Origin of the sequence: Rhodococcus sp. DT1 (genome assembly GCF_049844875.1) — a bacterium.
Lineage (GTDB): Bacteria > Actinomycetota > Actinomycetes > Mycobacteriales > Mycobacteriaceae > Rhodococcus.
The window spans coordinates 504,958-530,542 of sequence record NZ_JBNCLW010000005.1 but is presented as its reverse complement, the minus strand read 5'-3'; the positions used below and the strand labels follow the sequence as shown (position 1 = coordinate 530,542).

22 protein-coding genes and 1 tRNA gene are annotated in these 25,585 nt (G+C 66.9%); 6 read left to right on the top strand and 17 right to left on the bottom strand.

The features are described 5' to 3' along the window. Positions 1-21: 21 nt before the first annotated feature. The 3 genes from ACLQ3J_RS15870 to ACLQ3J_RS15860 form a co-directional block, all read right to left on the bottom strand. Positions 22-924 carry a universal stress protein gene (locus ACLQ3J_RS15870; protein WP_422423849.1) on the bottom strand — a complete coding sequence of 301 codons (903 nt, stop codon included), beginning with the start codon at positions 922-924 and terminating at the stop codon, positions 22-24. A gap of 28 nt (positions 925-952) precedes the next feature. After that, the gene (locus ACLQ3J_RS15865; RefSeq protein ID WP_296550577.1) at positions 953-1,993 is read right to left on the bottom strand and encodes an LLM class F420-dependent oxidoreductase; all 1,041 of its coding nucleotides are present in this window, start codon (positions 1,991-1,993) and stop codon (positions 953-955) included. Between the two features lie 70 nt (positions 1,994-2,063). Then, positions 2,064-2,990: a universal stress protein gene (locus tag ACLQ3J_RS15860; protein ID WP_425903844.1), complete on the bottom strand. Its 927-nt coding sequence runs from the start codon at positions 2,988-2,990 to the stop codon at positions 2,064-2,066. A gap of 145 nt (positions 2,991-3,135) precedes the next feature. Between ACLQ3J_RS15860 and ACLQ3J_RS15855 the strand changes: the two genes are divergently transcribed. After that, positions 3,136-3,594, top strand: a complete 459-nt coding sequence (locus tag ACLQ3J_RS15855) for an RrF2 family transcriptional regulator (RefSeq protein WP_425903843.1) — start codon at positions 3,136-3,138, stop codon at positions 3,592-3,594. 11 nt (positions 3,595-3,605) lie between these two features. After that, complete coding sequence (locus tag ACLQ3J_RS15850; RefSeq protein WP_425903841.1) at positions 3,606-4,829, top strand: globin domain-containing protein; 1,224 nt, start codon at positions 3,606-3,608, stop codon at positions 4,827-4,829. 19 nt (positions 4,830-4,848) lie between these two features. Here ACLQ3J_RS15850 and mgtA read toward each other — a convergent pair whose 3' ends face one another. Then, the gene (gene mgtA / locus ACLQ3J_RS15845) at positions 4,849-7,557 is read right to left on the bottom strand and encodes a magnesium-translocating P-type ATPase (RefSeq protein WP_425903839.1); all 2,709 of its coding nucleotides are present in this window, start codon (positions 7,555-7,557) and stop codon (positions 4,849-4,851) included. Positions 7,558-7,832: 275 nt separating this feature from the next. Between mgtA and ACLQ3J_RS15840 the strand changes: the two genes are divergently transcribed. Both ACLQ3J_RS15840 and ACLQ3J_RS15835 read left to right on the top strand, forming a co-directional pair. Then, a complete protein-coding gene (locus ACLQ3J_RS15840) occupies positions 7,833-8,411 on the top strand; it encodes an SLC13 family permease (RefSeq protein WP_346765108.1) in 579 nt (192 codons plus the stop codon). Positions 8,412-8,553: 142 nt separating this feature from the next. Then, positions 8,554-10,839, top strand: a complete 2,286-nt coding sequence (locus ACLQ3J_RS15835; protein ID WP_425903837.1) for a M28 family peptidase — start codon at positions 8,554-8,556, stop codon at positions 10,837-10,839. 24 nt (positions 10,840-10,863) lie between these two features. Here ACLQ3J_RS15835 and ACLQ3J_RS15830 read toward each other — a convergent pair whose 3' ends face one another. Together ACLQ3J_RS15830 and ACLQ3J_RS15825 are read right to left on the bottom strand one after the other, a co-directional pair. After that, complete coding sequence (locus ACLQ3J_RS15830) at positions 10,864-12,372, bottom strand: glutamate-cysteine ligase family protein (protein ID WP_425903836.1); 1,509 nt, start codon at positions 12,370-12,372, stop codon at positions 10,864-10,866. Between the two features lie 68 nt (positions 12,373-12,440). Continuing rightward, positions 12,441-13,250 (bottom strand): M23 family metallopeptidase, encoded by an 810-nt coding sequence (locus ACLQ3J_RS15825; protein WP_425903870.1) that lies wholly within the window; start codon positions 13,248-13,250, stop codon positions 12,441-12,443. Between the two features lie 246 nt (positions 13,251-13,496). On the opposite strand from ACLQ3J_RS15825, the gene ACLQ3J_RS15820 reads away from it, so the two are divergent. Then, positions 13,497-13,569 (top strand) — tRNA-Arg (locus tag ACLQ3J_RS15820). An 86-nt stretch (positions 13,570-13,655) separates the two neighbouring features. Here the strand turns inward: ACLQ3J_RS15820 and ACLQ3J_RS15815 are convergent. The 3 genes from ACLQ3J_RS15815 to ACLQ3J_RS15805 all read right to left on the bottom strand — a co-directional run bounded on the left by ACLQ3J_RS15815 (position 13,656) and on the right by ACLQ3J_RS15805 (position 16,104). After that, positions 13,656-14,495 carry a mycofactocin-coupled SDR family oxidoreductase gene (locus tag ACLQ3J_RS15815; protein WP_425903834.1) on the bottom strand — a complete coding sequence of 280 codons (840 nt, stop codon included), beginning with the start codon at positions 14,493-14,495 and terminating at the stop codon, positions 13,656-13,658. Between the two features lie 81 nt (positions 14,496-14,576). After that, the gene (locus tag ACLQ3J_RS15810) at positions 14,577-15,857 is read right to left on the bottom strand and encodes a cytochrome P450 (protein WP_425903833.1); all 1,281 of its coding nucleotides are present in this window, start codon (positions 15,855-15,857) and stop codon (positions 14,577-14,579) included. 4 nt (positions 15,858-15,861) lie between these two features. Next, positions 15,862-16,104 (bottom strand): ferredoxin, encoded by a 243-nt coding sequence (locus ACLQ3J_RS15805; RefSeq protein WP_169651863.1) that lies wholly within the window; start codon positions 16,102-16,104, stop codon positions 15,862-15,864. A 141-nt stretch (positions 16,105-16,245) separates the two neighbouring features. Between ACLQ3J_RS15805 and ACLQ3J_RS15800 the strand changes: the two genes are divergently transcribed. Then, a complete protein-coding gene (locus ACLQ3J_RS15800; protein WP_425903832.1) occupies positions 16,246-16,833 on the top strand; it encodes a TetR family transcriptional regulator in 588 nt (195 codons plus the stop codon). Between the two features lie 22 nt (positions 16,834-16,855). On the opposite strand, the gene ACLQ3J_RS15795 is transcribed toward ACLQ3J_RS15800, so the two are convergent. The 8 genes from ACLQ3J_RS15795 to ACLQ3J_RS15760 form a co-directional block, all read right to left on the bottom strand. Continuing rightward, on the bottom strand, positions 16,856-17,599 hold the full coding sequence (locus ACLQ3J_RS15795) for an MBL fold metallo-hydrolase (protein WP_425903830.1): 744 nt from the start codon (positions 17,597-17,599) through the stop codon (positions 16,856-16,858). Between the two features lie 41 nt (positions 17,600-17,640). Beyond that, the gene (locus ACLQ3J_RS15790; RefSeq protein WP_425903829.1) at positions 17,641-19,410 is read right to left on the bottom strand and encodes a thiamine pyrophosphate-requiring protein; all 1,770 of its coding nucleotides are present in this window, start codon (positions 19,408-19,410) and stop codon (positions 17,641-17,643) included. Positions 19,411-19,520: 110 nt separating this feature from the next. After that, entirely contained in the window at positions 19,521-19,850 is a 330-nt protein-coding gene (locus ACLQ3J_RS15785; protein WP_425903828.1) for a YnfA family protein, read from the bottom strand. A gap of 66 nt (positions 19,851-19,916) precedes the next feature. After that, positions 19,917-20,177, bottom strand: a complete 261-nt coding sequence (locus tag ACLQ3J_RS15780) for a LuxR C-terminal-related transcriptional regulator (protein WP_169621123.1) — start codon at positions 20,175-20,177, stop codon at positions 19,917-19,919. A 134-nt stretch (positions 20,178-20,311) separates the two neighbouring features. After that, the gene (locus ACLQ3J_RS15775) at positions 20,312-21,379 is read right to left on the bottom strand and encodes a hypothetical protein (RefSeq protein ID WP_425903826.1); all 1,068 of its coding nucleotides are present in this window, start codon (positions 21,377-21,379) and stop codon (positions 20,312-20,314) included. Next, complete coding sequence (locus tag ACLQ3J_RS15770; protein WP_425903825.1) at positions 21,376-22,581, bottom strand: sensor histidine kinase; 1,206 nt, start codon at positions 22,579-22,581, stop codon at positions 21,376-21,378. Before ACLQ3J_RS15770 ends, ACLQ3J_RS15775 begins: the two co-directional genes overlap by 4 nt. Beyond that, entirely contained in the window at positions 22,562-23,239 is a 678-nt protein-coding gene (locus tag ACLQ3J_RS15765; protein ID WP_425903823.1) for a response regulator transcription factor, read from the bottom strand. Before ACLQ3J_RS15765 ends, ACLQ3J_RS15770 begins: the two co-directional genes overlap by 20 nt. Positions 23,240-23,284: 45 nt before the next feature. Further along, a complete protein-coding gene (locus ACLQ3J_RS15760; protein ID WP_425903821.1) occupies positions 23,285-25,564 on the bottom strand; it encodes an ATP-dependent DNA ligase in 2,280 nt (759 codons plus the stop codon). Between the last annotated feature and the right edge of the window lie 21 nt (positions 25,565-25,585).

Genomic DNA, 25,585 nt, shown 5'->3' with positions numbered 1-25,585 from the left:
TAGCTGTTCTGCGCCGCGCGCTCAGTCCTCGACTTCGGACCGGACGACCATGACCGGGCAGTCCGCGGTCTGGATCAGCGCGTTGCTCGTGGAACCGAGCAGCAGCCCCTTGAAGCCGCCCCGGCCACGAGTTCCCACCACGAGCAACTGTGCCTGTTCGGCGTACTCGCTGAGCACACGCACCGGCCGGTCGCGTGCGACGACCCGTTCCACCACGACGTCCGGATAGCGTTCCCGATATCCCGCGAGCCGTTCCGCCAGGACGATTTCCTCGCCGGTCTGGATGCGACTCCAGTGCGGGTCTTCGGGCACCGCGCCGAGCGACGGCTGCACGCTCACATCGCTCCACACGTTGACGGCCACGAGGGTCGCGCCACGTGAGGAAGCTTCGGCGAACGCCGCCTCGACTGCGGCCCGGCACGACTCCGATCCGTCGACGCCCACCACGACGGGACCTTCGGCCGGCGGGGCGCCGTCGAGGGTGCGGCCGCGGACCACGACCACCGGGGCCACGGCATGGGACGCCACCGCGGTGGACACCGAACCTGCGAGCAGCCCCTTGACCTCCCCGAGTCCGCGGGAGCCCACCACGAGGCGATCGGCCTTCGCCGACACCGCGACCAGGGTGGACGCCACCTTGCCCTCGAGTTGCTCGGTGGTGACCTCGACCCGTCCGGAGTCGTCGACGATCTGCCGGGCCATCATGGCGGCGCTGTCGAGCCGATCGCGCGCCGTCGCCTTCATCTCCTCGTGGAAGCTCTGCGCGAGGTACGGCTCCGAGTAGTAGAACGCGGGGATGTGGACGACGGTGACGATGTGCAACGGCAGCGCGCGCGCCGCCGCGGATCGTGCCGCCCAGATCATCGCGTGGGTGGATGCCTCGGATCCGTCGACGGCGACGACGATCGGCTTGGGTTCGCTCATCGGTGGCGGGAACCTTTCTCGGGTTGTGTCAGCCGCAGATGTGCCGCAGCTGTTCGATCAATCGCACGCGACCGGCGGTGTCGGGCGCGAACGGTGTGACGTTGAGGGTCGTGACGCCCGACTCGGCGAATGCGGCCACCCGTTCGCGCACGAAGCCCTCCGACCCGATCAGCGACACCGCGCGGATCAGTTCGACGGGTACCGCGGCCGCGGCTTCTTCCTTCTTGCCGGACAGGTACAGATCCTGGATGTTCTCCGCTTCCTTCTCGTACCCGTAGCGGACCGCGAGGTCGTTGTAGAAATTCTTGCCCTTGGCGCCCATGCCGCCGACGTAGAGAGCGACCATCGGCCGGACCCAGTCGAGCATGTGCTCCACGTCGTCGCCGATGGCGAGCGGAACCTGGGCGTAGATCTGCAGATCTCCGAGGGCCGGGTCGCGCTTGGCCTTGCCCTTGGCGATGGAGTCTCCCCACACTCCCGCGGCTTTCTCCGGGAAGTAGAAGAGCGGCTGCCAGCCCTCTGCGATCTCCGCCGTCATCTCGACGTTCTTGGGTCCGAGGGACGCGATGATGATCGGAATCCGTTCGCGCACAGGCTCGTTGATGAGCTTGAGCGGCTTACCGAGACCGGTGCCCTGATCCGCGGGCAGCGGAATCTGGTAGTACTTGCCCTGGTGCTCGACCTTCTCGCGGCGCCACACCTGGCGGCAGATGTCGACGATCTCGCGGGTGCGGCCGAGCGGCGCGTTGTAGGGGACGCCGTGGAAGCCCTCCATCACCTGCGGACCCGACGCGCCGATCCCGAGCACGAACCGGCCGTCGGAGACGTAGTCGAGGCCCGCCGCCGTCATCGCCGTGAGCGTGGGGGTACGGGTGAACAACTGCAGGATGCCGGACGCGAGTTCGACACGGCTGGTCTTGGCCGCCAGGTAACCGATCTGGCTCACCGCATCGAACGAATAGGCCTCGGGTACGAACACGATGTCGAGTCCGGCCTGTTCGAGGTCAGCGACCTCGGCGGCGGTCTCGGCGAATCCACCGCTGTAGTTCAGTCCCATTCCGATGCGCATGCGCCACCCTCACTCCTGCCGCGCACCCGCGCGGACGTGGTCGTCGATAGTGCAACGCACACTACCGCCGTCACGATGCTCCGGGTCGCACGACCATCACGGGGCAGGCCGCCTCCCGCAGGAGCGTGTTGCTCGTCGAGCCCATCAGGAGGCCGGCGAATCCTCCACGACCACGGCTACCGACCACCACGAGCTGGGCCTTCTCACTCCAGGCCGTCAGGTGAACCCGCGGACCGTCGACGTAGATCTTGCGGTGCACCGTGACGTCCGGGAACCGGTCGCCGAAACCGGCGAGACATTCGGACACGAGGGCGTGCTCGCTCTCCTCGAACGCCACCGGATCGAACCAGTGCGGCGACGCTGCGATCTCACCCGGCCGCATGTCGCTCCAGACGTGCACCGCGACCAGATCGACCCGGCGCCACGACGCCTCCTCGAAAGCCGCTTCGACGGCCACTTCGCTCAGTGCGCTGCCGTCGAGCCCGACCACGACCGGCCGGTTGTCCGGAACGGGTGGTGCGGCGCCGCGTGCGACGACGACCGGACATGCCGCGTGACCGACGACCGCGACGGGCGTCGATCCCAGGAGCAGCTCACCGAGCCGGGTACTGCCGGTCGCGCCGAGCACCACCATCGCAGACCGGTGCGAGAGCTCTACCAGCCATTTCGCGCTACCCGTCAGTGCGATCTCGGTCGTGACCCGGACGTCGGGCGCGGTTGCACGTGCGATCTCCTCGGCGTCCGACAGCAGAGCGGTGGCGTCCTCCTCGGCCCATTCGAACACCTGGGAGGGCCGGAAGAACGGAAGCTCCGCCGAGGGCGTCGGCGTGAGCAACGACGCCGGGGCGAAATCGACGGCGTGGACGAGATGGAGCGTGAGGCCGCGCCCCGCCGCAGTCGCGGCCGCCCAGCGAACGGCGCGTTCGGACGGAGGGGAACCGTCGACACCCACCGTCACGCGACGGCGGTCGTGGGGTTCTGCGCTCGGAGTCGTCACAGATCGAGGGTAGCCGCAATCGCATGTCACCGTCGGGGACTTTGGTCCCACCGATTCGAGAAATTAGTCAGGACAATGGATTCCGGCGGCGATGCGCATCACAATTTAATTGTCATTTTGGATACCTATTTATATCGTCCTGCACATGCAACTCACCCGTTTCACCGATCTCGGACTGCGAGTTGTCACGCATCTGGCCGCCGCCCCGGCGGCAGACCTGCCGAACACCGCCACGATCGCCGAACAACTCGGACTGTCGTACGCACACACCGTCAAGGCCGTTGCGCGACTCGGGGAACTCGGCGTCGTCATCACCCGGCGCGGACGCGGAGGTGGCCTCGCCATCACCGAACTCGGCCGAACCGCCACGATCGGGTGGCTCACCCGCCAGCTCGAAGGTGAAGGCGAGGTCGTGGACTGCGACGGACCGAAACCATGTCCCCTCCGCGGCAATTGCACTCTTCGCGTTGCCCTGCGCACAGCTCGGGAAGCTTTCTACTCCGCGCTCGACACACTCACCGTCGCCGATCTGGCGACCCGGGGCAACACTGCCGAGCTGCCTTTCCCCGTACCCCCGCGAATCTCGCCTGCCACCCACCCATGAGGAGAACCCCAATGCCGCTCTCACCCGGATCCAAAGACGTCATCGCAGCGACGCTGCCCGCAGTCGGTGCGGCCATCGGCGACATCACGCCGTTGTTCTACCGCAAGATGTTCGACGCTCACCCCGAACTCGAACGGGATCTGTTCAACCGCGGCAACCAGAAGCAGGGTGAGCAGCAGAAAGCGCTCGCCGGCTCCATCGCGGCGTTCGCAACCCTTCAGCTCGATCCGGACCCGGCGCGCGTCGAGTCGATCCTCTCCCGCATCGCGCACAAGCACGCATCGCTGGGGATCGAGCCCGACGAGTACTGGATCGTCCACAAGCACCTGTTCGAGGCCATCGTGGAAGTTCTCGGCGAGGCCGTCACTCCCGAGGTCGCGGCGGCGTGGGACGAACTGTACTGGCTGATGGCGAACACCCTGATCGCCCTCGAAGCCGACCTCTATGCCGCCGCAGGCGTCGAGACGGGCGACGTGTGGCGCACCGTGCGCGTCGTCGACAGGACGCACCAGTCCGCCGACACCGTGTCCTTCACACTGGCGTCGTCGGAGGGCTCGGTTCTCCCCACTTTCCGCCCGGGACAATACCTTTCGGTCGGGGTTCGACTCCCCGACGGCGCACGCCAGATTCGCCAGTACAGCTTGTCCAACGCTCCGTCGAAGGGCGACTGGCGCATCACCGTCAAGCGCGTCCTCCCGGTCACCGGCGCCGACGGGACGACCCACCCTGCAGGCGAGGTATCGAACTTCTTGTTCGACAACGTCTTCGAAGGCGATAACCTCGACGTCACGACTCCGTTCGGTGATCTGGCGCTCCCCGAGGACGACAAGCCGATCTTCCTCGCCTCGGCGGGGATCGGGTGCACACCGATGATCGGCATGCTCGACCACCTCGCGGAATCCGGTGATGCACGGCGCATTTCGATCCTCCACGCGGACCGCTCTCCCGCGAGCCACGCGCACCGGCGCGAACTCGAAACACTGGTGGAGCGGATCCCGTCGGCCGACGTGTACCGGTGGTACGAGGACCTCGGCGCACGGCAACCGCTGGAGACCATGCGCGTCGGCCGGGCCGACATTTCCGATCTCCCACTCGATCCGACCACGCGGGCATTCCTGTGCGGCCCGTTGCCGTTCATGCTCTCGCTGCGTGAGGCGCTCATCGCCCGGAACGTGCCGGCCGAGAACATCCGTTACGAGGTGTTCGGTCCGGACAGCTGGAGCCCCGCGTCCTGACGACAGGAGTCGTCGTCGCTCATCCTCCACCCTTGCTCGCCGCATGGCCCGACGCGGAATTCGCCACGCGCGCAACGACCACCGGAAGCCTCGCGCCGGTGCCGAAGTGCGCTGCGCGCCGATGCAGTCGACGCCGTCGTCCGCGTCGCGGTGAGGGTGGAGGATGGTGCAGCGGCTCGGCGTAGAACAACCGTTTGGCGAACTCGATCAGAACCAGGTATCCGACGATCAGCACGACGAGCATGGCGAAGAACCCGAGCGGCAGGCTCGTGAAACCGAGGTCGTCGGCGAACGGGGAGTAGGTCACGCCGATACCCACGGCGAGGACCACCGCGACCGTCACGATCAGGGTGCGGCTCGGCCGGCTGCGGATGAAAGGCGTACGGCGCGTGCGGATCGCGAAGACGATCAGAATCTGGGTGGCCAGCGACTCGACGAACCATCCCGTACGGAACAGTTCCGGTCCGGCATGGAACACCCCGAGCATGAGCCCGAACGTCACGAAGTCGAACAATGAACTCAGCGGGCCGAAGAACAGCATGAACCGGCGGATGAACCCGATGTCCCAATGCGACGGCGCACGCAGTTCCTCCGGGTCGACCCGGTCGCCCGGGAGCGCCAGCTGACTCGAGTCGTAGAGCAGGTTGTTGAGCAGGATCTGGCTGGGCAACATCGGCAGGAAGGTGAGCACAGCCGATGCGGCAGCGGCACTGAACATGTTGCCGAAATTGCTCGACGTGCTCATCAAGACGTATTTGATGGTGTTGGCGAAGGTCCGACGGCCCTCGGTGACGCCGTCGGCGAGCACACCGAGATCCTTTTCCAGAAGAACCACGTCCGCGGCGTCTTTCGCCACATCCGTGCCCGAATCGACGGAGATTCCGACGTCGGCGGCATGGAGCGCGAGCGCGTCGTTGACACCGTCCCCGAGAAACCCGACCGCGCGCCCATGCCCGCGTAGCGCCCGCACCAACCGCGCCTTCTGTTCCGGGGACACCCGTGCGAACACAGTTGCACGCTGGGCGATTTCAGCGAACTGATCGTCGTCGAGACGTCCGAGTTCGGCGCCTGTCACGCTGCCAGCCGAGCCGAGACCCAACTCGGCGCAGACCCGCTCCGCCACCTGGGCGTTGTCGCCGGTCGCGACCTTGACGGTGATGCCCAGTCGAGCAAGCCGGTCCAGCGAGTGTCGTGCCGACTCCTTCGGCTCGTCCGAGAACACGAGGAATCCCGTCAAGTGGAGGTCGTGCTCGTCGTCGGCTCCGACCCGGGTCCGCGACCCGTCGAGATTCTTCGTCGCCACCGCGACGACGCGGCGCCCCTCGTCGAACAGCTGTGCCAGCCGCTCGCGCGCGTCGGCACTCGCCTCCACACACCGCGCCAGCACCGATTCGGGTGCGCCCTTGACCACCAGAAATGTCGCGTCGCCGTCCGGACCAGCGGTCAGCGCCGAGGCCATGCGACGACTGTGGTCGAACGGTACGCCGTCGATACGCCGGTACCGGTCGGCCTGCCCGCCGACCTCCCCCGCCGACTCCCACAGTGCCGTGTCCATCGCGTTGGCCGCGATCCGCTGCCCGGGACCGGCGGTTTCCGTCTCGGTCGCGAGCAATCCGTGCAGCACTGTGTGTTCGGCGCTGTTGCCGTCGAGAGGTACGGCTTCGACGAATGCGATCCGCCCGGTGGTGAGGGTGCCGGTCTTGTCCGTGATCAGGAAGTCCACATCGCCGAGGTCTTCGATGCACACGAGTCGCTTGACCAGCACCTTCTGCGCTGCCAAACGGCGGGATCCGGACGCCAGAGCGGTGCTGACCACTGCGGGAAGCAACTGGGGCGTGATACCCACCGCGATCGCGAGCGCGAACAGCAGCGACTCGATGAGCGGGCGGTCGAGCAGCAGATTGATCAGGACGATCAGCGATGTCAGAACCAGTGCTACCTGCAGCAGCAGCACCGAAAAGCTTCGCAGTCCGCGCTGGAAGTCCGTTTCCGGTTCCCTGTCACCGAGTCCGCGAGCGATGCGCCCGAATTCCGCGTTCACTCCTGTCGAGACCACCACGCCCGTGCCGGTCCCCCCGTGGACGATCGTGCCCATGAAAGCGCAATCCGACAGGTCCGCCGTCGCCGCACCCTCCGGGACGGCATCGGTGGTCTTGACAGCGGGTTCGGATTCTCCGGTGAGCACGCTCTCGTCGCATTCGAGATCGACGACGTCCAGCAGTCGGATGTCGGCCGGCACGACGTCCCCGAGCACCAGGCGCACCACGTCGCCGGGTACGAGTTCGGTGACATCGACCCGCGCGGCCGCGCCGTCCCGCAGAACGACGGTCGTGTGCCGCACGTTCGAGTGCAGCGCAGCGGTCGCACGTTCGGCCCGGTACTCGTTGACGAATCCGAGGCCGACACTGGCGACGAGAATGATCCCGATGACGACGGCGTCGCTCCGATTCCCGAGAAAGAACGACGCGATTGCGGTGACGGCCAGCAGGAGCAGCAGTGCGCTCCGCAACTGTCGCGCGAGGACTGCCCACACCCGCACCCCGTAACTCCGGACGGCGTTCGGTCCGACACTCTCGAGTCGCTCCGCGGCCTCCGTGGCGCTCAGCCCGGACGACGAGGATCCGAGGCGTGACAGCACCTCGGCGACCGGGCTCGCGGCGGCGTCGCCGATCGCCAGGCCGGGAGAACCCGCCTTGTGCTGTGTCCGCTGCGCACCTCCGGCGATCATGTCGCCGGACGGATCGTCCCGGCGTCTGCCACCGTCTCGCCCTCGCAGGCGCATTCGGCCGCAATCGCTGTCGTCTTGTTCGGTGAGGTCGGCATTGATCTCGCTCGTCTCGAAGGCGTGACGTCAAGCGGGGTTCTTCCGCGTCGAGCGGGGTATTTCCGCGTCACCCGTGTGGTTTCGGCGGACAGGCGCACCCGTGATCATCGCAGCGTCCGCGCGGGAATGCTGTCGAATGCTCGTTCTCCGGTCCCCCCGTCAGGAGAGATGATGGCGCGGTGATCGTCGTCGTGGTTGCGCTGATCGTGCTGGTGCTCGTCGCCGCCGTCGTGCGACCGCACGGATTGCCCGAGGTGGCGGTGGCCGGACCCGCTGCGATTCTGTTGCCCGTGATCGGGGCGTTGACGCCCGAACAGGCGCTCGATCAGGTGCGGGCACTCCTTCCGACGGTCGGTTTCCTCGCCGCGATCCTGGTTCTGGCGCACGCGACGGACGCTCACGGAGTGTTCCGGTGGATGGCCTCGATGCTGCGGCACAGCGCACGGGGAAGTCCCGTCCGGTTGCTCGTGTGGGTCTTCGCCGCATGTGCCACCACGACCGCGGTACTGAGCGTCGATGCGACGGTAGTTCTGCTCACTCCCGCTGTGCTCGCCGCTGCCTCTCCATGGGCATTTCACGTCGTCCGGCGAGTTATGCGTCTGCGCATCCGGCAAACTCCGCCTCGACCCTCATGCCCGTCGATGCTGCTCGGGGTGAATCTCGGGCCGAACCTCACCTACACCGGCTCGCCGGCGACGATGCTGTGGCGGTGGGTCGTCACCCGCCGCCGACGCGGCACCGCCGGTAGCCGTCCCTGAATCCTTTGCCCCACACAGCACCAACCCTCCAGCCAGGATACGTGAGATCGGTCGTGTGGTCGGGAGTGTCCGGCGCGGCCGCACGGACCAAAGACCGCTGTCCGGCGCACAATGTGCCGTTTGCCCGGCTACGCTCGCGCCCATGGATACGGGCGTCGACCGAGCACCGAGCCTGCCCCGAGGCGGGAGCCTGCTCGCACTGCTGAGCATCCTGCTCATCGGCTTCGCCGTAGCAGTGTTCCCGTCTTTTCCCGAACCGCTCGATGCCGGTGCTCCGCCCGAGGTCTTCAGCGCCGGACGCGCCGCCACCCATATCGACGCGATCGCCACGACGCCCCGTGTTCCGGGCACGCCCGAGCACACCGCAGCGCGCGACTACCTCGTCGCCACCCTCCAGGAACTCGGATGGCGCACCACGGTTCAGTCCGGCGTCGGATGGACGACGAACGACGATCCACCCGAACAACGCGGCGCCCGGGTCGGGAACATCATCGCGATGGTCCCCGGTTCCGATCCCACCGGAACCGTAGTGCTCGCCGCTCATTACGACACGGTGGTCGGATCACCCGGCGCGGGCGACGACGGGATCGGGGTGAGCACCGCACTGGAAACGGCACGGGCCCTCGGTGTCGGTCCCGCGCCGCGCAACGACATCATGGTGCTGCTCACCGACGGTGAGGAGAACGGACTGCTCGGCTCCCAGGTGTTCACCCGGTCGCGTTCACCCGCACTCGGCCCGACGGTCGTCCTCAACCACGAGGCCCGCGGCAATGCGGGAATCCCGATGACTTTCCGGATGACCTTCCCCAACGGCGCTCTGCTCGACGCACTCACCCGATCGCCGTGGGCGGAGGCGGACTCCCTCACCCAGCTGGCATTCGAGGCGCTCCCCAACGACACCGATTTCAGCAACTTCGCCGACACCGGTTTCTCCGGATTCGACACGGCGATCGCGTCGGGTTCCGCGTACTACCACAGCCCGCTCGACACGACGGACCGACTGAGCCAGGAGTCGCTTCAGCAGATGGGCGAGACCTCCCTGGCCACGGCCCGGGCCCTCGCGGACACGGACCTGCTGACGCTCGACGACGCGGGACACGAAGTCGTCTCGCTCGTGCCCTGGGGGCTGATCCACTATCCCCGGTGGGTGGAAATTGCCGGCGCGGTGCTCCTCGCCGTCGGGGCCGCCGTTCTGGTAGTCGTACGGATCCGCCGCCGCGAAGCGACGATTCGTCAGATCCTCGCCACCGGCGCTGCCGCGCCCGTCGCAGGGATCGCGTCGGCGGGGATCGCCTGGCTCCCGTGGTGGCTCGCTCAGCAGGTGGCGCCCGGCATGGCATCACCTGTTACCGAGGAACCGTACCGTCCCGGACCGTTCCAGCTCGCGGCTGTCGTTGCCGCACTGTGTGTTCTCATTCTCGTCATTGCTGCGCTCCGGCGACGGGTGCCCGGTCCCGCCGTCACCTGCGGGATCTTCGTTGCCATCGCTGTCCTAGCCTTGGCGGGCACGCCCTTTCCCGGGGTCGCATCGGCGCTGGTGCTGCCCGTCCTGCCCACAGTGATCGCCGTGCTCGTCACACTGGCTCTGCCCGCCGAGGCGCTCTGGTGGCGTCTTGCCGTGCTGACGGTCGGCGCGCTCCCCGGAGCGGTGCTGGGCGCCGGTGCGGTTCTCGTGTCGTTCGACGCGGGGTTGGTTGCCGGTGCCTCCGCTGCCGGCGCGTTCGTTCTCATCACGTTCGCGGCGACCGCACCGCTCTGGGAACCGGTCCTGCGGCCGACGAAGGTCTGGTTGTCCGCGGTCACCGCGGTGGTCCTCGTCCTGGTGTGCACCGCGACAGCCGGCTTCGTCAACCGGGACGGGGCGACGGATCAGCGTCAGGAATTCCTCTGGTACGCCCTCGACACCGACAACGGCACAGCGACCTGGGCATCCCCGGACGCACCTCGCTCCGAGTGGAGCGAGGGCTTGCTCTCCGCGTCCGCTTCGCCGCTCCCGGACCTGTTCCCGTGGCGTGGCGACCAATCGCTGTCGCAGGGTCCGGCGCCGGTGTCCGATCTGGCACCGCCCGACGTCGAAGTTCTCGAGGACACGAGTTCGGGTGGGGCGCGAGAACTCCGTCTGCGCCTGTCGTCGCCCAGAGGGGCTCACGCCGTGGGTCTGTGGGTCGACAGCACGACGGCAACGGTGCACGGTGCGACCGTCGACGGTCAGCGAGCCGAGCCGTCCTCCGACTTCGGATTCATGTTCTGGGCGCCGGGTCCGGAAGGCATCGAGGTCACGCTCACCCTGGGTGTCCTCACCGACCGACTCGGTGTCCGAGTCAGCGATCTCTCCGGTGACCTGTCGGTGGTCCCCGGATACGAACCGCCGACGGATCGGGTGGTGACGCAACCCGATGTCGTGGTCACCCGCACGCTCGAGATCTGAGCGCCGGACGTTCTGCCTACCGGATCAATCCCACTGGTGAACGGGGTTGCCCTCGAGCATGTTCCCCACGTACTCGCCCATCATCCCTCTGAGCGCGGTACGCCGGTCTTCGCCCGACGCTTCCCGCTTGGCGACGTGCTCGCGCTGCCACGCCGCGCCGGTCCTCCGGTTGCTGCACCGGCCCTCGATGATCCCGAGGTACCGATCGCGGGCTTTCGACGAGAGGCCGAACGCCTCGAGTCCCTTGTCGGCCAAGGGCAACAGACACCGCAGGACGAGTTCGTCGGCACCCACCCAGCCGATCTTCGGCCAGTACAGTCTGGCGTCGAGACCGAACTTCGCACCGAGGACCAGATTCTTCTCGGCCGCATCGAAACTCATCTGACGCCACAGCGGTTCTTCGGCGTCGACGAGCGCGCGAAGGGCGCCGTAGTAGAACGCCGCGTTCGCCATCGTGTCGAGCACCGTCGGCCCGGCGGGCAGCACACGGTTTTCGACGCGGAGGTGCGCTTGCCCGTCGCTGATGTCGTACACCGGACGGTTCCAGCGATAGATCGTGCCGTTGTGCATCTGGAGTTCCCGCAGTTCGGGAATCCGGCCGGCATCGAGTTCGGTCATCGGATCCGAATCGCTCACCTCGGGCAGCAGCGCCGTGAAGTAGCGGGAGTTCTCCTCGAAGAGGTCGAGGGGAGATTCGATCCAGCGCTCACCGAACCACACTCGAGGCCGCACGCCCTGGTTCTTCAACTCGAACGGGCGAGTGTCGGTGGCCTGTGCGAACAACGGGATCCGGCTCTCGTGCCACAGCGACTTGCCTGCGAAGAACGGTGAGTTGGCTCCGAGCGCAACCTGGACCCCGGCGAGACACTGCGCCGCATTCCAGTGCGGTGCGAAGTCCTCGGGTGCGACCCGCAGGTGCAACTGCAACGAGGTGCACGCCGCCTCGGGGACGACCGAATTCATGTCCTCGCGAAGAGATTCCACTTCGTCGGTCCCCGGAAGCGGTACGCCGTCCAGGTCCAGTTCGAGGTCTTCTCCGCGGGCCGCGAAAATCTGCTCGTTGAGAGCCTCGTAGCGCGGATTGGCGGTGATGCGGTCCCGTCCGAGGTGGTCGAGTTCGAGAGTGGGGAGCATCCCGATCATCACGAGTTGGGCATTGTGCCGGTGCATCCGGTCGGCGGCGCGCCGCAACGAAGACCGGAGAGACTCTTCGAGCTCGAGGGTCGCGTCACCGGTCAGCGGACCCGGCTCGACGTTCATCTCGACGTTGAACTGGCCGAGTTCGGTCTGGAAGACGGCGTGATCGTCGATCGCCTGCAGCACCTCGATGTTCGACATCGCGGGAGCCATGTCGTCCTGGACGAGGTTGAACTCGATCTCCATGCCGAGCTGCGGTTCCGGCGACGAATGCACGTCGACGAACATGTCCTCGCGCAGCATCCGCTCGAGCGCGCCGATGCAGTCGCGCACCTTACGGCGAAATGCCCGCCGGTCCGCGCCGGTGAACGAACGTGCCGAAATCTCGGTGCCCATGGAACCCCCGGTAGCGCTGACTTCTGTCTCGAAACAAGCCTAACGCTCGGCCGGACACCCGCAGGTGATCAGACCGCGCGGGAATGGCCCCAGTCGGCGACGACACCGCGGTTGCTGAGCCACGCGTTGGGATCGGTCTTCGTGCCGTCCTGGTCCCAGACCTCGAAGTGGAGGTGCGGGCCGGTGGACCAGCCGAGGTTGCCCACGGTTGCGATCTGCTGCCCGGCAGAGACACGTTCGCCGGCTGCGACCTGGTAGGTGTCGACGTGGCCGTAGACCGCCGTGGTGCCGTCGTCGTTGAGCACGCGGACCCACTGTCCGTATCCGGATGCCGCACCCGCGTCGAGCACGGTGCCGTCGGAGGCGGACATGATCGGGGTGCCGATCGGGGCGGCGATATCGATACCGCCGTGGTGCGCGCCCCAGCGAGCACCGAAATCGGAGGTGAGCGTGCCGGACACAGGCTGCACGGTGCTCGGCTTGATCGGGTTCAGACTGTCCAGCCAGTTGTTTCCACCGGCGAACTGGTCGACGAACTGGGTGACCTCGGCCGGAAGCTGCGGCGCGTCCTGCGTGGTCACACCGGGGATCTCGACACCGGCGGGCAGCAGGCCTTCGGGAAGCTCGAACGGGAGGGTGCCGGTGGTCGGAGCCTCCGTGTGGGCCGGAGCCTCGTGACCGGGATGTGCGGCGGCGGTGCCCGCGGTGAACTGGGCGCCGACGGCAAAGAAGGCACCGGTGGCTGCGGCGACGGTCGCGGCCTTCACCGGCGCGGACGTACCGGTGGGCTCCACGCGGTGACGGCCCTTATTGGACGGGGAAAAGGAAAAATCGATATCGAAAGCATTTTCTTCGCGTGCGAGCTGGTGCCGTCCCACAGTCATTTTCCCGTTCGTCGTCCCGATTTCGAGCTGGGCCTCCGGTGGCCCGTCGTTCCTGGCGACCCAAGGTAACAAAACGGTATAGGGATGCGCCAGCGTGACCTTCTCTTAATCTCAGGGTGCGGGACAACGGCCGATTCGACCGCGCCGAAGAAAGCCCCACAGGCGTTCGCTTCGCCCTCGGTACCTGCCGCCCGCTACACTCACAGCGCGCCATGATCCGGTCCGCCGCCTCACGCGCGCGCCCTCGTAGCTCAGGGGATAGAGCACCGCTCTCCTAAAGCGGGTGTCGCAGGTTCGAATCCTGCCGGGGGCACAGAAGAACGATCCGCCACCGGGCCCGAACTCTGCTTCGCGCAGAATTCCGGCCGGCGACGGATCGCTTTCGTACGGTGTGGCCGCCTACTTGAGCGTGCTACCGGCGTCGACGGTCAACGTCAGGCCCGTGACATACCGGGATTCGTCCGACGCCAGGAACAGCACTGCGTTGCTGATGTCTTCGGGTTCCACCCAGCCGATCGGCAGCACGTGCATGAACTGTGCCGCTACCTTCAGGTCGTCCGGTCCCGGATTCTCGAGGTCGGGCCGGAACATCTTCATGGCGCCCTCGTTCATGAACATCGGGGTGTTCACATTGGTGGGGTGCACCGTATTGACGCGGATGAAGTGTTCACCCAGCTCGACTGCGAACGAGCGCATCAAACCGACGACACCGTGCTTGGCCGCGATGTACGGGCCGGTATTCGGATAGGCCTTCAGCCCGCCCACCGAACTCGTCAGGATGATCGAGCCACCCTGCCCGCCCTCGATGATGTGGGGTACGGCTGCCTTCACCGTCTTCCAGACCCCGGACAGGTTGATGTCCTGCATTTCCTGCCAGTCGAACTCGTCGGTCTGGTGAAGCGGGGTTCCGCCCGTTCCGATCCCGGCGTTGGCGACGATGATGTCGAGCCGCCCCAATTGCGCGACCCCGTCGTCGACGGCGGACTTGACCGCGTCGAAATCGCGGACGTCGGCTTGCACCGTCACGATCCGCCGGTTCAGGCCCTTGACCGCCTCGACGGTCTCGGCCATGTCCTCCGGCGTGGCCGGTTCGATCAGTGCGTTGTCCCTGATCGGGCCGCAGATGTCCAGGGCGATGATGTCCGCGCCCTCTTGCGCCAATCGCACCGCGTGACTACGTCCCTGACCGCGCGCGGCACCGGTGACGAACGCGACCTTGCCTTCAACTCTTCCCGCCATGAACTCCCTCTCTCATTGCGCCCCGGGCGATGACCCGACGCGGTAACCATGGGACTGCCTCAGTCGGATTGTGTTCCGCTATCAGGGATTTCTGGTGTACTCGATGTTCAGCTCGACGAGTCCGCGGAGCAGGAAGGTGGGCTCGTAGAGGAACTTCCGGTCGTCTTCCGGGCCGTGTGCGCGGTCGCTGATGCGGATGTCGCTCATGCGGTCGAGCAACTTGTTGAGCGTGACGTGGCCTTCGATGCGGGCGAGCGGCGCGCCTGCGCACGTGTGCAGGCCCCGCCCGAATGCGATGTGATCGTGCGCGTTCTTGCGGTCGAGCCGGAATTCGTTCGGGTTCTCGAACTTTCGCGGGTCGCGGTTGGCCGCCGCAAGGCTCAGCATGACCACGGTCCCCGCGGGGACCTCGACATCGCCGATGGTGGTGTTCTTCTTCGCCAGGCGGAAGTCGACCTTGGTCGGACTGTCGAAGCGCAGCGACTCTTCCATGAAGGGTTTTACGAGGCTGCGGTCCTCGCGCAAGATCTTCTGGTATTCCGGTCGTTCGCAGAGCACCCGCAGCGCCGAACTGAGTAGCTTCGTCACCGTTTCCTGACCGGCGGCGAACAGGAAGGTCGCCGGCCGGACGAGTTCGAGCAGTTCCGGCGTGCTCCCGTCCGGATACGTTGCCGCCGCCAGACCGCTGAGAATGTCCCCGCGGGGTTCACGTCGCCGCTCGGCGAGGTAACCGGAGAAGCGGTCGTCGAGGTACTCGAGCGGATTGACCGCGACCGTTCTGTGGTCGAGTGCCCCCACCGGGATACCGGATCGCTCGGCGGCACCGAGTGCGAAACGGAACTCCTCGCGGTCCTCCTCCGGAACTCCCAGAAGATCTGTGATCGCCAGAGTGGCAAACGGTTTGGCGTACTGTCCGAGGAACTCGCAGTGCTCGTCATCGAAGAATTCGTCGAGCACCTGGTCCGCGAGCGACCACAGGTACTCCTCGTTTTCCTTCAGCCGCTTCGGTGTGAGGAGCCGGCCCAGCAACGAGCGTGCACGCGTGTGGTCGGGAGGATCCATCACGACCATGTGTTCCGAGATCGGAAAGAGGTGACGGTGCGCCGCGATCTGGTCCGTGATGTCGTCGCCCTCGGGTTCGAACGGCAACGGCGGAAACGGCCCGCCGATGGCGTTGACCGCGGAGAGCGCCTCGGAGTTCTTGAAGCCCTCGACAACCTCCGGATATCCGGTGACCACCATGACGCCGTAGTTCGGTTCGCGGAACACGGGATTCCGGCTTCGGAGGTGGTCGAAATAGTCGAAGGGGCTTTGCGCCAGGTCGCCGTCGGAGAAGTAGTCGGCTGAGGCGAGATCGGTCATCGGTTCACTGACCTTTCGGTGAACGAGTGGAGGTGGTGGAGGAGTCCTCGCGGATACCGATGGCCTGGCGCGGGCATGCACTCACGGCCGAGTGCGCCTTGGGCCACAAAGCTTCCGGTGGTGTCTCGTTGCACGTCGCGATGTCGTCGTCGGCGAGTTCGAAAATCTCGGGGGCGATCTCGACACACAACGCGTGGGCCTCGCACATATCGCGATCGATGTGCAGGCGCTTCGGTGGTCCCGTCATCGGGCGCTCCAAAGGGTGAAGTCGGGCCCGGACGGCGAGAGCACGCATTCGGCGTGAATGCCGTCCGATGTACGGTGAGTAACGGTGTTACCGGCGTCACGGTAACTCTGTTATCCGCCAACGGCAAGGGAATTCGTAGAAATGGAGAACACCGTTTTGCGCGACGGGGAGGACAGACTCCTCGACAGCGTCGTGGAACTGCTCGACGAGGGAGGATTCGAGGCGGTCCAGCTACGCGAGGTGGCCCGCCGCGCACGCATATCGCTGTCGACCGTCTACAAGCACTACGCCACCCGCGACGTCCTCATTCTTGCCGCGATCGAGCGCTGGATGGAGAGCAACCACTCGGCCCTCGTTCCGCAGACCCGTCACGCGGACGAGCCGTTGCACCCGGCCATGATGAGAGTCCTGCGCGCCATCTTCGAGCCGTGGGAAAAGCACCCGCACATGCTTCTCGCCTACTTCCAGGTGAGAGCCTCACCCGGCGGCGAAGGACTGCACATGCGCGGCTTCGATCCCGTCGTCCCTGTCGGCATGGCGGTCCTGTCCGACGTGGACCCCGGCTTCGTCGCCGAACTGAAGTCCATCCTGTCGAGCGTGGTCTACGGTCTGGTCGGACGCTGCCGCGACGGTGACATCGCCATCCACGACATCGTGCCCACCATCGACCGGACGGTCTTCTGGCTCACCACCGGCTACGAAGCGACGCTCAGGGGCAGCGAGTCGTGAGCGCGGCGCGGTCTCTCGAACGTCAGGACGGGCCGGCCAGTAGTGCTTGCTCGACCGCCGAGTCCACTCCGTCGAACCAGGGTTCACCGTGGCCCGGCAGAACGGTGCCGGCAGCGGTCTCCGCGAGAGCCGACAGCGACGCCAGCGCCTGAGCGCTGTCGGTCGTCGCGGCGCCCGCGACCACGTGCGGTCCTGTCTTACAGGTGTACGGGTCGAAGGTGACGAGGGCATCGCCCGAGATCACGGTATTCCGGTCCGGGAGGTGGAGGGCACAATGCCCGAACGTGTGACCGGGCGTGAACACCGCTCGAGGCCCCCCGGGAACACCGAGCCGAGCGCCGGTCTCGAACGGGGTCGTATCCGGGAGCCCCCGAACACCCAATGCCCCCACTGCCGTCATCCGGCCGAGGATCAGGAGCGATTTCGGGTAGCGGAGGGGATAGAGCAGGCGCGCACGCTCAGGCTTGTACCGGTACGGATGTGCGGCGAGATACTGCTCCCGCCGATGTGCCCGCACCGGAACCTGCCACGCGCGGTGCGCACGACGCGCCGAACCGACGTGGTCGAAGTGCGCATGGGTCAGCACGATCGCCCGCACGTCCTGCGGGGCGCGACCGATTTCCCGCAGGGCAGATTCGATGTGGCGCAACGTCGCGGGAAAACCCGTGTCCACCAAGGTGACGCCGTCGTCGTCCTCGACGAGATACACGTTGACGTGAGCGTGCTCGATCCTGTGCACGCCGTCGGCCACATTACGTTCGAACATGGGTCCTCCTCGGTCGGACGGGTGTCGTGCACGTGCGGGCGTCAGCCCTCGGGATTCTCCTGCGCCCGTTGTCCACGCAGTTGCCGCGCGGCGCCGTCGGCACCCTCCTGGTCGAGCGCGCCGAACATCTTGTCCACCTTCGCGCCGGGGGCTCGCGGTGGCAGCAACGGCGTAGACGGATCGGTCACCGCCTGGATCACCACGGGACGATCGGCGGCCAGCGCTGTGCGCCAGACTTCGTCGATATCTTCGGGCCGCTCGATGCGGATGCCTTCGAGGCCGAGCAACCGGGCATAGTCGGCATACGGGAACACCGGGACGTCCTGCGAGGCCGGGATCCGAGCGTCGCCTTCCATTTCTCTTTGCTCCCACGACACCTCGGCAAGGTCTCCGTTGTCGAGTACCAGGACCACGAACCTCGGGTCGGCCCAGTTGCGCCAGTGGTGGGCCACCGTCACGAGTTCGGAGTTGCCGCTCATCTGCATCGCACCGTCGCCCGCGAGCGCGATCACGGGTCGATCCGGCCGGGCGAGCTTGGCAGCGAGCCCGTAGGGAAGCGCGGACCCCATCGACGCCAGTGTGCTGGACAGGTGCGCCGGCACGCCCCGAGGCAGACGCAGCATCCGCGCATACCAGTACACGACCGAACCGACGTCGACCGCGACCTGAGCGTCCGACGGCAGGTGGTCGGACAGCGCGGCGACGACCGCCTGCGGATTGAGCCGATCCGGCTTCTCGGCGCAGCGCGCCGCCGCGATCCGGCGCCAGTCCTGCACCATGTGCGCGACTTCGTCGCGCCACGGCCGCCGGCTCTGCTCGAGTCGCGGAAGCAATGCCCGCAACGTCTCGATCGCATCACCGGGAAGCGCCACCTCGATGGGGTATTTCGCACCGAGATTCCGGGACTCGATATCGATTTGTACGGCCCGTGCCTGCCCGGGCGCGGGGTAGAACTCGGTCCACGGGTCGTTGCTGCCCACGATGAGCAAGGTGTCGCACCCCGCCATCAGGTCGGCGGATGCGGTGGTACCGAGGTGACCCATCACCCCGCAGGCCCACGGCTCGGTTTCGTCCACCACCGGTTTACCGAGCAGCGACGTGGTGACGCCGGCACCGAGTCGCTCTGCCACCTCCGCAATTTCGGCTGCGGCACCGTAAGCGCCCTGACCGACGAGCAACGCCACCTTCTCACCGGCGTTGAGTACGTCCGCGGCCCTGTCGAGATCGGCCTCGGCGGGAATCATGCGTGGCGAAGCGAACGCGGCGGTGCTGGGCACGAACCCGTGCGCGTGTTCGCGTTCCGGTGCGTCCGCCTGCTGGATGTCGTGCGGCACGATGACACAGGTGGGACTGGAGGTGGCCCGGGCGGTGCGGAACGCATTGTCGAGCGCGGGCCCGAGTTGCTCGGCACTGTCGATGCTCTGCACGTACTGGGCGCAGACGTCCTTGAACAAGGTGGGCAGTTCCACCTCCTGCTGGTAGCCGCTCCCCTGTGCGGAGGTGACCACCTGGCCGACGATCGCGACCACCGGTTTGCTGTCGAGCTTCGCGTCGTAGAGACCGGTGAGGAGATGGATGGCACCGGGGCCTTGGGTCGCGAGGCACACCCCCACCTCACCGGTGTATTTGGCGTGGCCGGTGGCCATGAACGCCGCCATCTCCTCATGGCGTGCCGTCACCAACTCGATGTGGTCGGATGCCCGGTCGAGCGCGGCGAGGACGGGATCGATCCCGTCCCCGGTGTACCCGAACACCCGGCGCACTCCCCATTCCTTCAGCCGGTCAACGATTCCGTCGGCCACATTGGGCATACGCGTCTCCTGTTCTGCGGTCGGGCGAGCGGATCGCGGTTCGGGTTCCCGGTGCAACAGCACCGAAACCTCACCACCCGTCCTGTCCGAGAAGGCGGACGCGCCCGCGACTACCGCGGGCTGTACATGATCATCGCAACGCCCACGAGACACACGAGCGCGCCGGATACATCCCACCGGTCCGGCCGGAATCCGTCCACGACCATGCCCCAGGCCAGGGAACCGGTGACGAACACACCGCCGTACGCCGCGAGAATGCGTCCGAAGTTGGCGTCCGGTTGCAGGGTCGCCACGAAACCGTATGCACCCAGTGCGATCACACCCGCGCCGACCCAGATCCATCCCCGGTGCTCACGCACCCCTTGCCACACGAGCCAGGCGCCGCCGATTTCGAACAGCGCGGCGACAGCGAAAAGCAGGAGGGACTTCAGGATCGTCACGGCGACACCCTAATGCTCGCCGGTACCCGGCGAGCCTCCCCCGTGACCGGAATCAGGGTGCGTCGGTCACAGTTCGTCGATGGAGACCACGCCGTCCTGCAGCGCGCGGGCCAGGAGCGAGGTCTTCGTGGGCGCGGCGCGGCCCACGCGTGCGTACTTCTCGCGAATGCGCACGATGTGAGTGCTCACGGTGGCGGCAGTGACGTACAGGCGCGAGGCGGCCTCGGACTTGGATTCACACACCAGCCACTCGCGGAGGATCTCGATTTCACGGGCCGTCAGTGCCGGCTTCCGGTAGGTCGGGGTCTTGTCGAGCATGCTGGTCATGGCGTATCCCTCTGTAGGCAACGATCGACCGAGCACGATCCCCCGACGAATCCTTCTCGGTCGGGAGAACGCTACAGCGAGATGCCGGTCGTCCCCAGCCCCATGTTCTCCTGCCCATGAAACGAGGGGCATCGTCAACTTCGCGTAGTCGATGTTCCTCCGGTGGACACCAGAGCGCCGAGGGACACCGGGCGGCCCTCACGGTCGAGTTCGATCCGGCGTACCTCGGCGTCGTCTCGCAGGAGCACGGTCACCAGCGCAGTACGTCCCGGAGGAAGAACCCGGACGGTCGCCGATCCGGTCCACACGGCGTCCAGGCAATCCACCACGGCACGATGCACCCGATGACGCACCGAGGCGGGCGCGTCGTCCATTCCCTTGTCGTCGAGCATGACCACTTCCACTCCCCGCAGACGCGCCGCCTGTGCGGCTTCCACGATCGCGGGATCCTGCAGCGCGGGTGCCCGCAGCATGTCCCGCAGACGTGCTTCGAGGAGAGCGCACTTCGTTCGGTCCTCGTCCCCGAGCGGCTCACCGGACGCGAGGAGAGCGAGCATCGGCCGGGCCAGAGCATCGAGCCGGTCGAGTTGCGCGTCGCGTTCCTCGAGAAGAGCGGCGGTGGCGGATTCCCGTGCGACCCGGCGTGTGGACTGCTCTCGAAGGACGTAGATGGAGCGCGCCAGCGGCCGGATCGTGTACGCGAACACCGTGCCCATGAGCACCGGTCCGGCATTGATGACAGAAACGCCCAGGGCGTAGGCCGCCCCCGGTCCTTCCGTCGCTCCCCACACCGCCGCGGTGAGCAGCATCAGGATCAACCCGATCCACGCGAGGAGCATGCGTCCTCGTACACACATGAACACCAGGATCGCCGCGGACATCCCGAAGGTCCACAGTTGCACGGGCTGCTCTGTAGGGCCGGGCGGGACCACCGAGAAGAGAGCACCGCACGACACCGCTCCGGTACACATGAGCGCCAGCGCCGGGCGCAGCGGCAACGGATCCCCTTCGACCCTCACGAGCACGAAAGCCGCCGCCACGCACACCAGCACCGCAACGGCCATCGGCCAGACGGACTCGACGCGGTCGACGTTGTACGCGGCGAGCAGGACGCAGGTCACCGCATACAGTCCCGCGAGCGCGCGTGCTGGCGTGCTGTGCATGTGCAGAAGATCCGAGACGGTCGCATTCGCACCGGTCACGTCGTCTGCTCCCGCCACGACAGGGACACCATGGTTCCGGAACCGGGCACCGAGCGCACGTCCGCGGTTCCACCGGAAAGCTGGTTCATCCGCGCACGGATACTGACACTGACCCCGAGGCGGTTCTGCGCCACGACGTCCGGGTCGAACCCGCAGCCGTCATCGACGACACGGACGTCCAGCCTGCCCGGCCCAGCGTCGATCAGCACCGACCGTGTCGCGGCCGGTCCGGCGTGCCGCACGCTGTTGCGGACGGCTTCCCCGAGAGCCGCAGCGATGACGCGGACCGGTTGCGCCGGAAACAGCGCCTTCTCGTCGCCGGGCGAGATGCACGCGGAGACAGCGACCTCCTCGTCCGATTCGACGGCAGCGGTGCGCAGTCGGGATACGGCCACATGCGCGGCCAGCATCTCGTCGTCGTCGCCACGGCGTCGGAGATTGTCGAGTTCGGCCAGCGCGCGTTCCGCCTGCGGAACGACGGATTCGTCGGGTGCACGACGGGCCGCCGCGAGCAGCGTGGACATCACCCGATCGTGGACGAGCGCAGCGAACCTTTCACGTTCACGGTTCCGGGCCTCCAGCGCGGCGGTTGCTGCCACTTCGGCGTGGGTCGCGGCAACGGTCTCGTCGAGCGTGCGCCCGGTGCGGAGGCCCACCACGGCCGCCGCGAGAAAGACGGTGCAGAAAACGAGTCCGAACGCGACGTCCGGGAGCAGGTTCTGGCCGAACGGAGCATCACGGACGGTGTGGTCGGCGCTCTGTGCGAGCAGGATCGCACACACCATGTGCAGGAACGCCCAGGGAGGCCGCCACGCCACCACGGCCGCGAACGAGGCAAGGCCGGGGAAAGAACTGAACCACAGGGTGTGGTCCTGTGGGACGACCGATCCGTTCCAGGCGGGGAACCACAGAGCCAACGCCACGAGGTAGAGGATCGCGTTCGCCGCCGCGAACTGCTTCATCCTATGGGCACCGCTCCACGACGCGGAGAAACCGAACGCTGCGCTCGACCCGAAAATCAACGTCACGGCCAGCGGCGTCCACCACGCGGCGGTCAGATCCGCCTGCCCGATCAGCTCGCCGAAGACCAGCAAGAGGTAGCAGACGTATCCGATTGCGATGAACCGCGCGAACATTCGCAGGAGGCGATCGGCGGCCGCGGTCCCCCCGACGGAGATCCGGTCAGCCACGACGACGGGCATCGTGGCGCTCCGGAATCGGTAGCCACCCGTCCTCGATCGCACGCTTGTACAGGTCGGTCTTGGTGGGAGCGGGCCGGCCGGCTTCGGCGTACTTCGCCCGAATCCGTTGCAGATAGTCGTTGACGGTCTGCGGGGCGAGCCCGGTCATCCGCGCGACACGATCCAGTTTCTCCCCCGATGCGTACAGTTCGAGCACCTCGAGCTGCCGGGGACTGAGGCCGACGTCGCCGAGTTCGGGATCACCGTCGATCGCAGCGGCCCACTCGGTGCTCGCGATCTGCCCGCCCGACGCGGCGACCCGGATCGCCGCGACCACCGCCGCAGCGGGTTCCGACTTGCGGACCACGCCGAGAACTCCCGCGCGCGCCGCGGACCGCAGCAGAAAAGGGTTCTCGGCACCGGTGAAGATGAGCGTTTCGAGTCCTACCGCCCGCAACTGTTCGACATTGTCCTGCGGCGACGACCCGTCGGCCAGCCGCAGGTCCAGCACGACGAGATCGAAGTCGGTGTGTTGTGCGAGCAGTGCGGCCACGGTCGGGGCCGCACAGACGAGGTCGAGATCCGGCTGGTCGGCGAGCATCGCCGCCAATCCCAGAGCCACCGATTCGTGGTCTTCGACAAGCCCGACCCGGCGGACGGGAGCAGAACTTTCGGCCATGACAGCCCTCCCGATTGCCTGATGTCGTATGCAGAACGAACGGTATCAGCCCGCGTCGGTACCTTCTCTGCGCACGGACGCCGGGTCGAGATCGTCGCGCAGCCCCTGCCAACTCGTGTGCCGCAGCCGGCCACCGTCCGTCCACCCCTGAAATCGCACTTCACCCACCAGTTCGGGACGCAGCCAGACCGCGTCTCGACTCTCCGCCCGCGGCACCTCGTCGGAGAACGGGCTCGTCTTCCGCCCCAGCCTCCGCATCGCATTCGTCAGTTCCGTGAGGGTGTGCTCGTCGAATCCGGTGCCGACCTTTCCCACATACACGAGACGGTCGCCGTCGTACACCCCGAGCAGCAAGGATCCGAAAGTCGCGGAGCGATTGCCTTTTCCCGGCCGGTAGCCACCGACGAGGACCGATCGGGTGAGCCAGTTCTTCTCCTTGATCCAGGCGCGCCCCCGCTTTCCCGGCAGATACACCGAGTCGCGACGCTTGGCGATCACACCTTCCCACCGCGCGTCCCGACTGCGACGGAGTGCCTCGGCCCCGTCACCGGGCAACTGGTCGGGGACGGCCAGCCCGTCGGTCGCGGCGGCGAGAGCGCCGAGCACCCGGCGCCGGTCGTCGTACGTCTTGCGCAGCAGTGACACCCCGTCCAGGTAGAGCACGTCGAAAACCCGGTACTCCGCTTTCACCCCTTGCTGCAGGCGCGAAAAGCTGGTCACGCCTTCAGGATCGACGGCCACGATCTCACCGTCGAGCACCGCGTCGTGCCCTTCGAGGATCTTCGCCAACTCGGCGAGCGGAGGGTATTCCCCCGTGATGTCGCGTCCCGATCTGCTGTGAAGGCGCAATGTGCCGTCGCAGACCTCCGCGATCGCACGATAACCGTCCCACTTGCCTTCGAAGGCCCAGTGTTCGGCGTCCAATCCGGCTACCTCGCCGGCAGTCGCCAGCATCGGAGCGATGTCCCGCGGAAACGCGGACGCGCGGGCACCCGACGACTGTTCCTTCATACGGTGTGCCAGCCACTGATCCCTCTCGGTACGGATCAGTGCATACCGTCCGTCTATCCGGCTCCCGTGCAGGTGGACGATCACCTCGTCGTCGCGCCATTTCTCGGTCTCGTAGGTGCCGGTGTCCCAGATGGTCATGGTCCCGCCGCCGTATTCGCCTTTCGGGATCGTGCCGTGGAACGTGAGGTATTCGATCGGGTGGTCCTCGGTGTGGACGGCGAGATGATTGCGACCGGTACTGTCGGGCAGGTTCTTCGGGACCGCCCACGATGCGAGGACCCCGTCGCGCTCGAGGCGCAGATCGAAGTGCAGTCGCCGCGCATGGTGTTCCTGGATGACGAACCGGTCGCCGGAACCGTCCCGCGCGACACCGTGCGGCACGGGTTCGGGAGTGCGCGACGCGTCGCGTTTGCTCCGGTACGCCTCGAGCGCGTCGGAGGAACCCCGGCTATCCAGTGGTGGATCGAGGCCTTCGAGCAGGTCGCCGTATTCGCCGAGGCGGTCGAGCACCTCGTCGAACCGGAGGTGCCGCAGGTCCGGGTCGTCGAGTTCGTCCCACGCGCGCGGCGCCGCGACCCACGGCTCCTCGCGTCCACGCAGCGAATACGGTGCGACGGTGGTCTTCGCCCCGTTGTTCTGACTCCAGTCGACGAACACTTTTCCGGGCCGCACCGACTTCGACATCGTGGCGGTCACCAGGTCGGGGTACGCGGACGCGAGGTTGGTCGCGACCTGCTTGGCGACGGTCGATGCCCCAGAGGTGCTCAGTATCCGATCGAGCGGGACATACAGGTGAATCCCCTTGCTGCCACTCGTGACCGGATACGCCGTCCAGCCCAGTTCGGCCACGGTGTCGCGGACGTACCGGGCCACGACCGCGCATTCGGGTAGGCCCGCGCCGGGCCCCGGGTCGAGGTCGAACACGATCCGGGTGGCGGGACCGGCGTGGTCGCCGTCGAACCGCCATTGCGGAACGTGCAATTCGAGCGCGGCCTGTTGCCCGAGCCAGACGAGGCTCGCGGCCGAATCGAAGAGCGGGTACGTGACCCGGCGTTGCTTGTGGTGCATAGTGCGGCGGTCGATCCATGCCGGGGCGTGCTCGGCCAGGTTCTTCTCGAAGAACGCCGGTTCGTCGACACCGTTGGGCCAGCGTTTCCGGGTACCGGCCCGGCCCACCACGTGCGGGAGCATCGCGTCGGCGACGGCCTCGTAGTAGGCGATGACGTCGCCCTTCGTCGTGCCGGTCCGCGGATACAGCACTTTGTCGGTATTGGTGAGCGTGATGCGGTGCCCGTCGACCGTGCGTGTCGGCATCACCTCATAATGCCGTGCCCG

Excerpts from the sequence above, each read along its gene's own strand:
- ACLQ3J_RS15870 (WP_422423849.1), bottom strand. The coding sequence starts at position 924 with ATGAGCGAACCCAAGCCGATCGTCGTCGCCGTCGACGGATCCGAGGCA.
- ACLQ3J_RS15865 (WP_296550577.1), bottom strand. The coding sequence starts at position 1,993 with ATGCGCATCGGAATGGGACTGAACTACAGCGGTGGATTCGCCGAGACC.
- ACLQ3J_RS15855 (WP_425903843.1), top strand. The coding sequence starts at position 3,136 with ATGCAACTCACCCGTTTCACCGATCTCGGACTGCGAGTTGTCACGCAT.
- ACLQ3J_RS15850 (WP_425903841.1), top strand. The coding sequence starts at position 3,606 with ATGCCGCTCTCACCCGGATCCAAAGACGTCATCGCAGCGACGCTGCCC.
- mgtA (WP_425903839.1), bottom strand. The coding sequence starts at position 7,557 with ATGATCGCCGGAGGTGCGCAGCGGACACAGCACAAGGCGGGTTCTCCC.
- ACLQ3J_RS15835 (WP_425903837.1), top strand. The coding sequence starts at position 8,554 with ATGGATACGGGCGTCGACCGAGCACCGAGCCTGCCCCGAGGCGGGAGC.
- ACLQ3J_RS15830 (WP_425903836.1), bottom strand. The coding sequence starts at position 12,372 with ATGGGCACCGAGATTTCGGCACGTTCGTTCACCGGCGCGGACCGGCGG.
- ACLQ3J_RS15815 (WP_425903834.1), bottom strand. The coding sequence starts at position 14,495 with ATGGCGGGAAGAGTTGAAGGCAAGGTCGCGTTCGTCACCGGTGCCGCG.
- ACLQ3J_RS15810 (WP_425903833.1), bottom strand. The coding sequence starts at position 15,857 with ATGACCGATCTCGCCTCAGCCGACTACTTCTCCGACGGCGACCTGGCG.
- ACLQ3J_RS15805 (WP_169651863.1), bottom strand. The coding sequence starts at position 16,104 with ATGACGGGACCACCGAAGCGCCTGCACATCGATCGCGATATGTGCGAG.
- ACLQ3J_RS15800 (WP_425903832.1), top strand. The coding sequence starts at position 16,246 with ATGGAGAACACCGTTTTGCGCGACGGGGAGGACAGACTCCTCGACAGC.
- ACLQ3J_RS15795 (WP_425903830.1), bottom strand. The coding sequence starts at position 17,599 with ATGTTCGAACGTAATGTGGCCGACGGCGTGCACAGGATCGAGCACGCT.
- ACLQ3J_RS15790 (WP_425903829.1), bottom strand. The coding sequence starts at position 19,410 with ATGCCCAATGTGGCCGACGGAATCGTTGACCGGCTGAAGGAATGGGGA.
- ACLQ3J_RS15780 (WP_169621123.1), bottom strand. The coding sequence starts at position 20,177 with ATGACCAGCATGCTCGACAAGACCCCGACCTACCGGAAGCCGGCACTG.
- ACLQ3J_RS15770 (WP_425903825.1), bottom strand. The coding sequence starts at position 22,581 with ATGCCCGTCGTCGTGGCTGACCGGATCTCCGTCGGGGGGACCGCGGCC.
- ACLQ3J_RS15765 (WP_425903823.1), bottom strand. The coding sequence starts at position 23,239 with ATGGCCGAAAGTTCTGCTCCCGTCCGCCGGGTCGGGCTTGTCGAAGAC.
- ACLQ3J_RS15760 (WP_425903821.1), bottom strand. The coding sequence starts at position 25,564 with ATGCCGACACGCACGGTCGACGGGCACCGCATCACGCTCACCAATACC.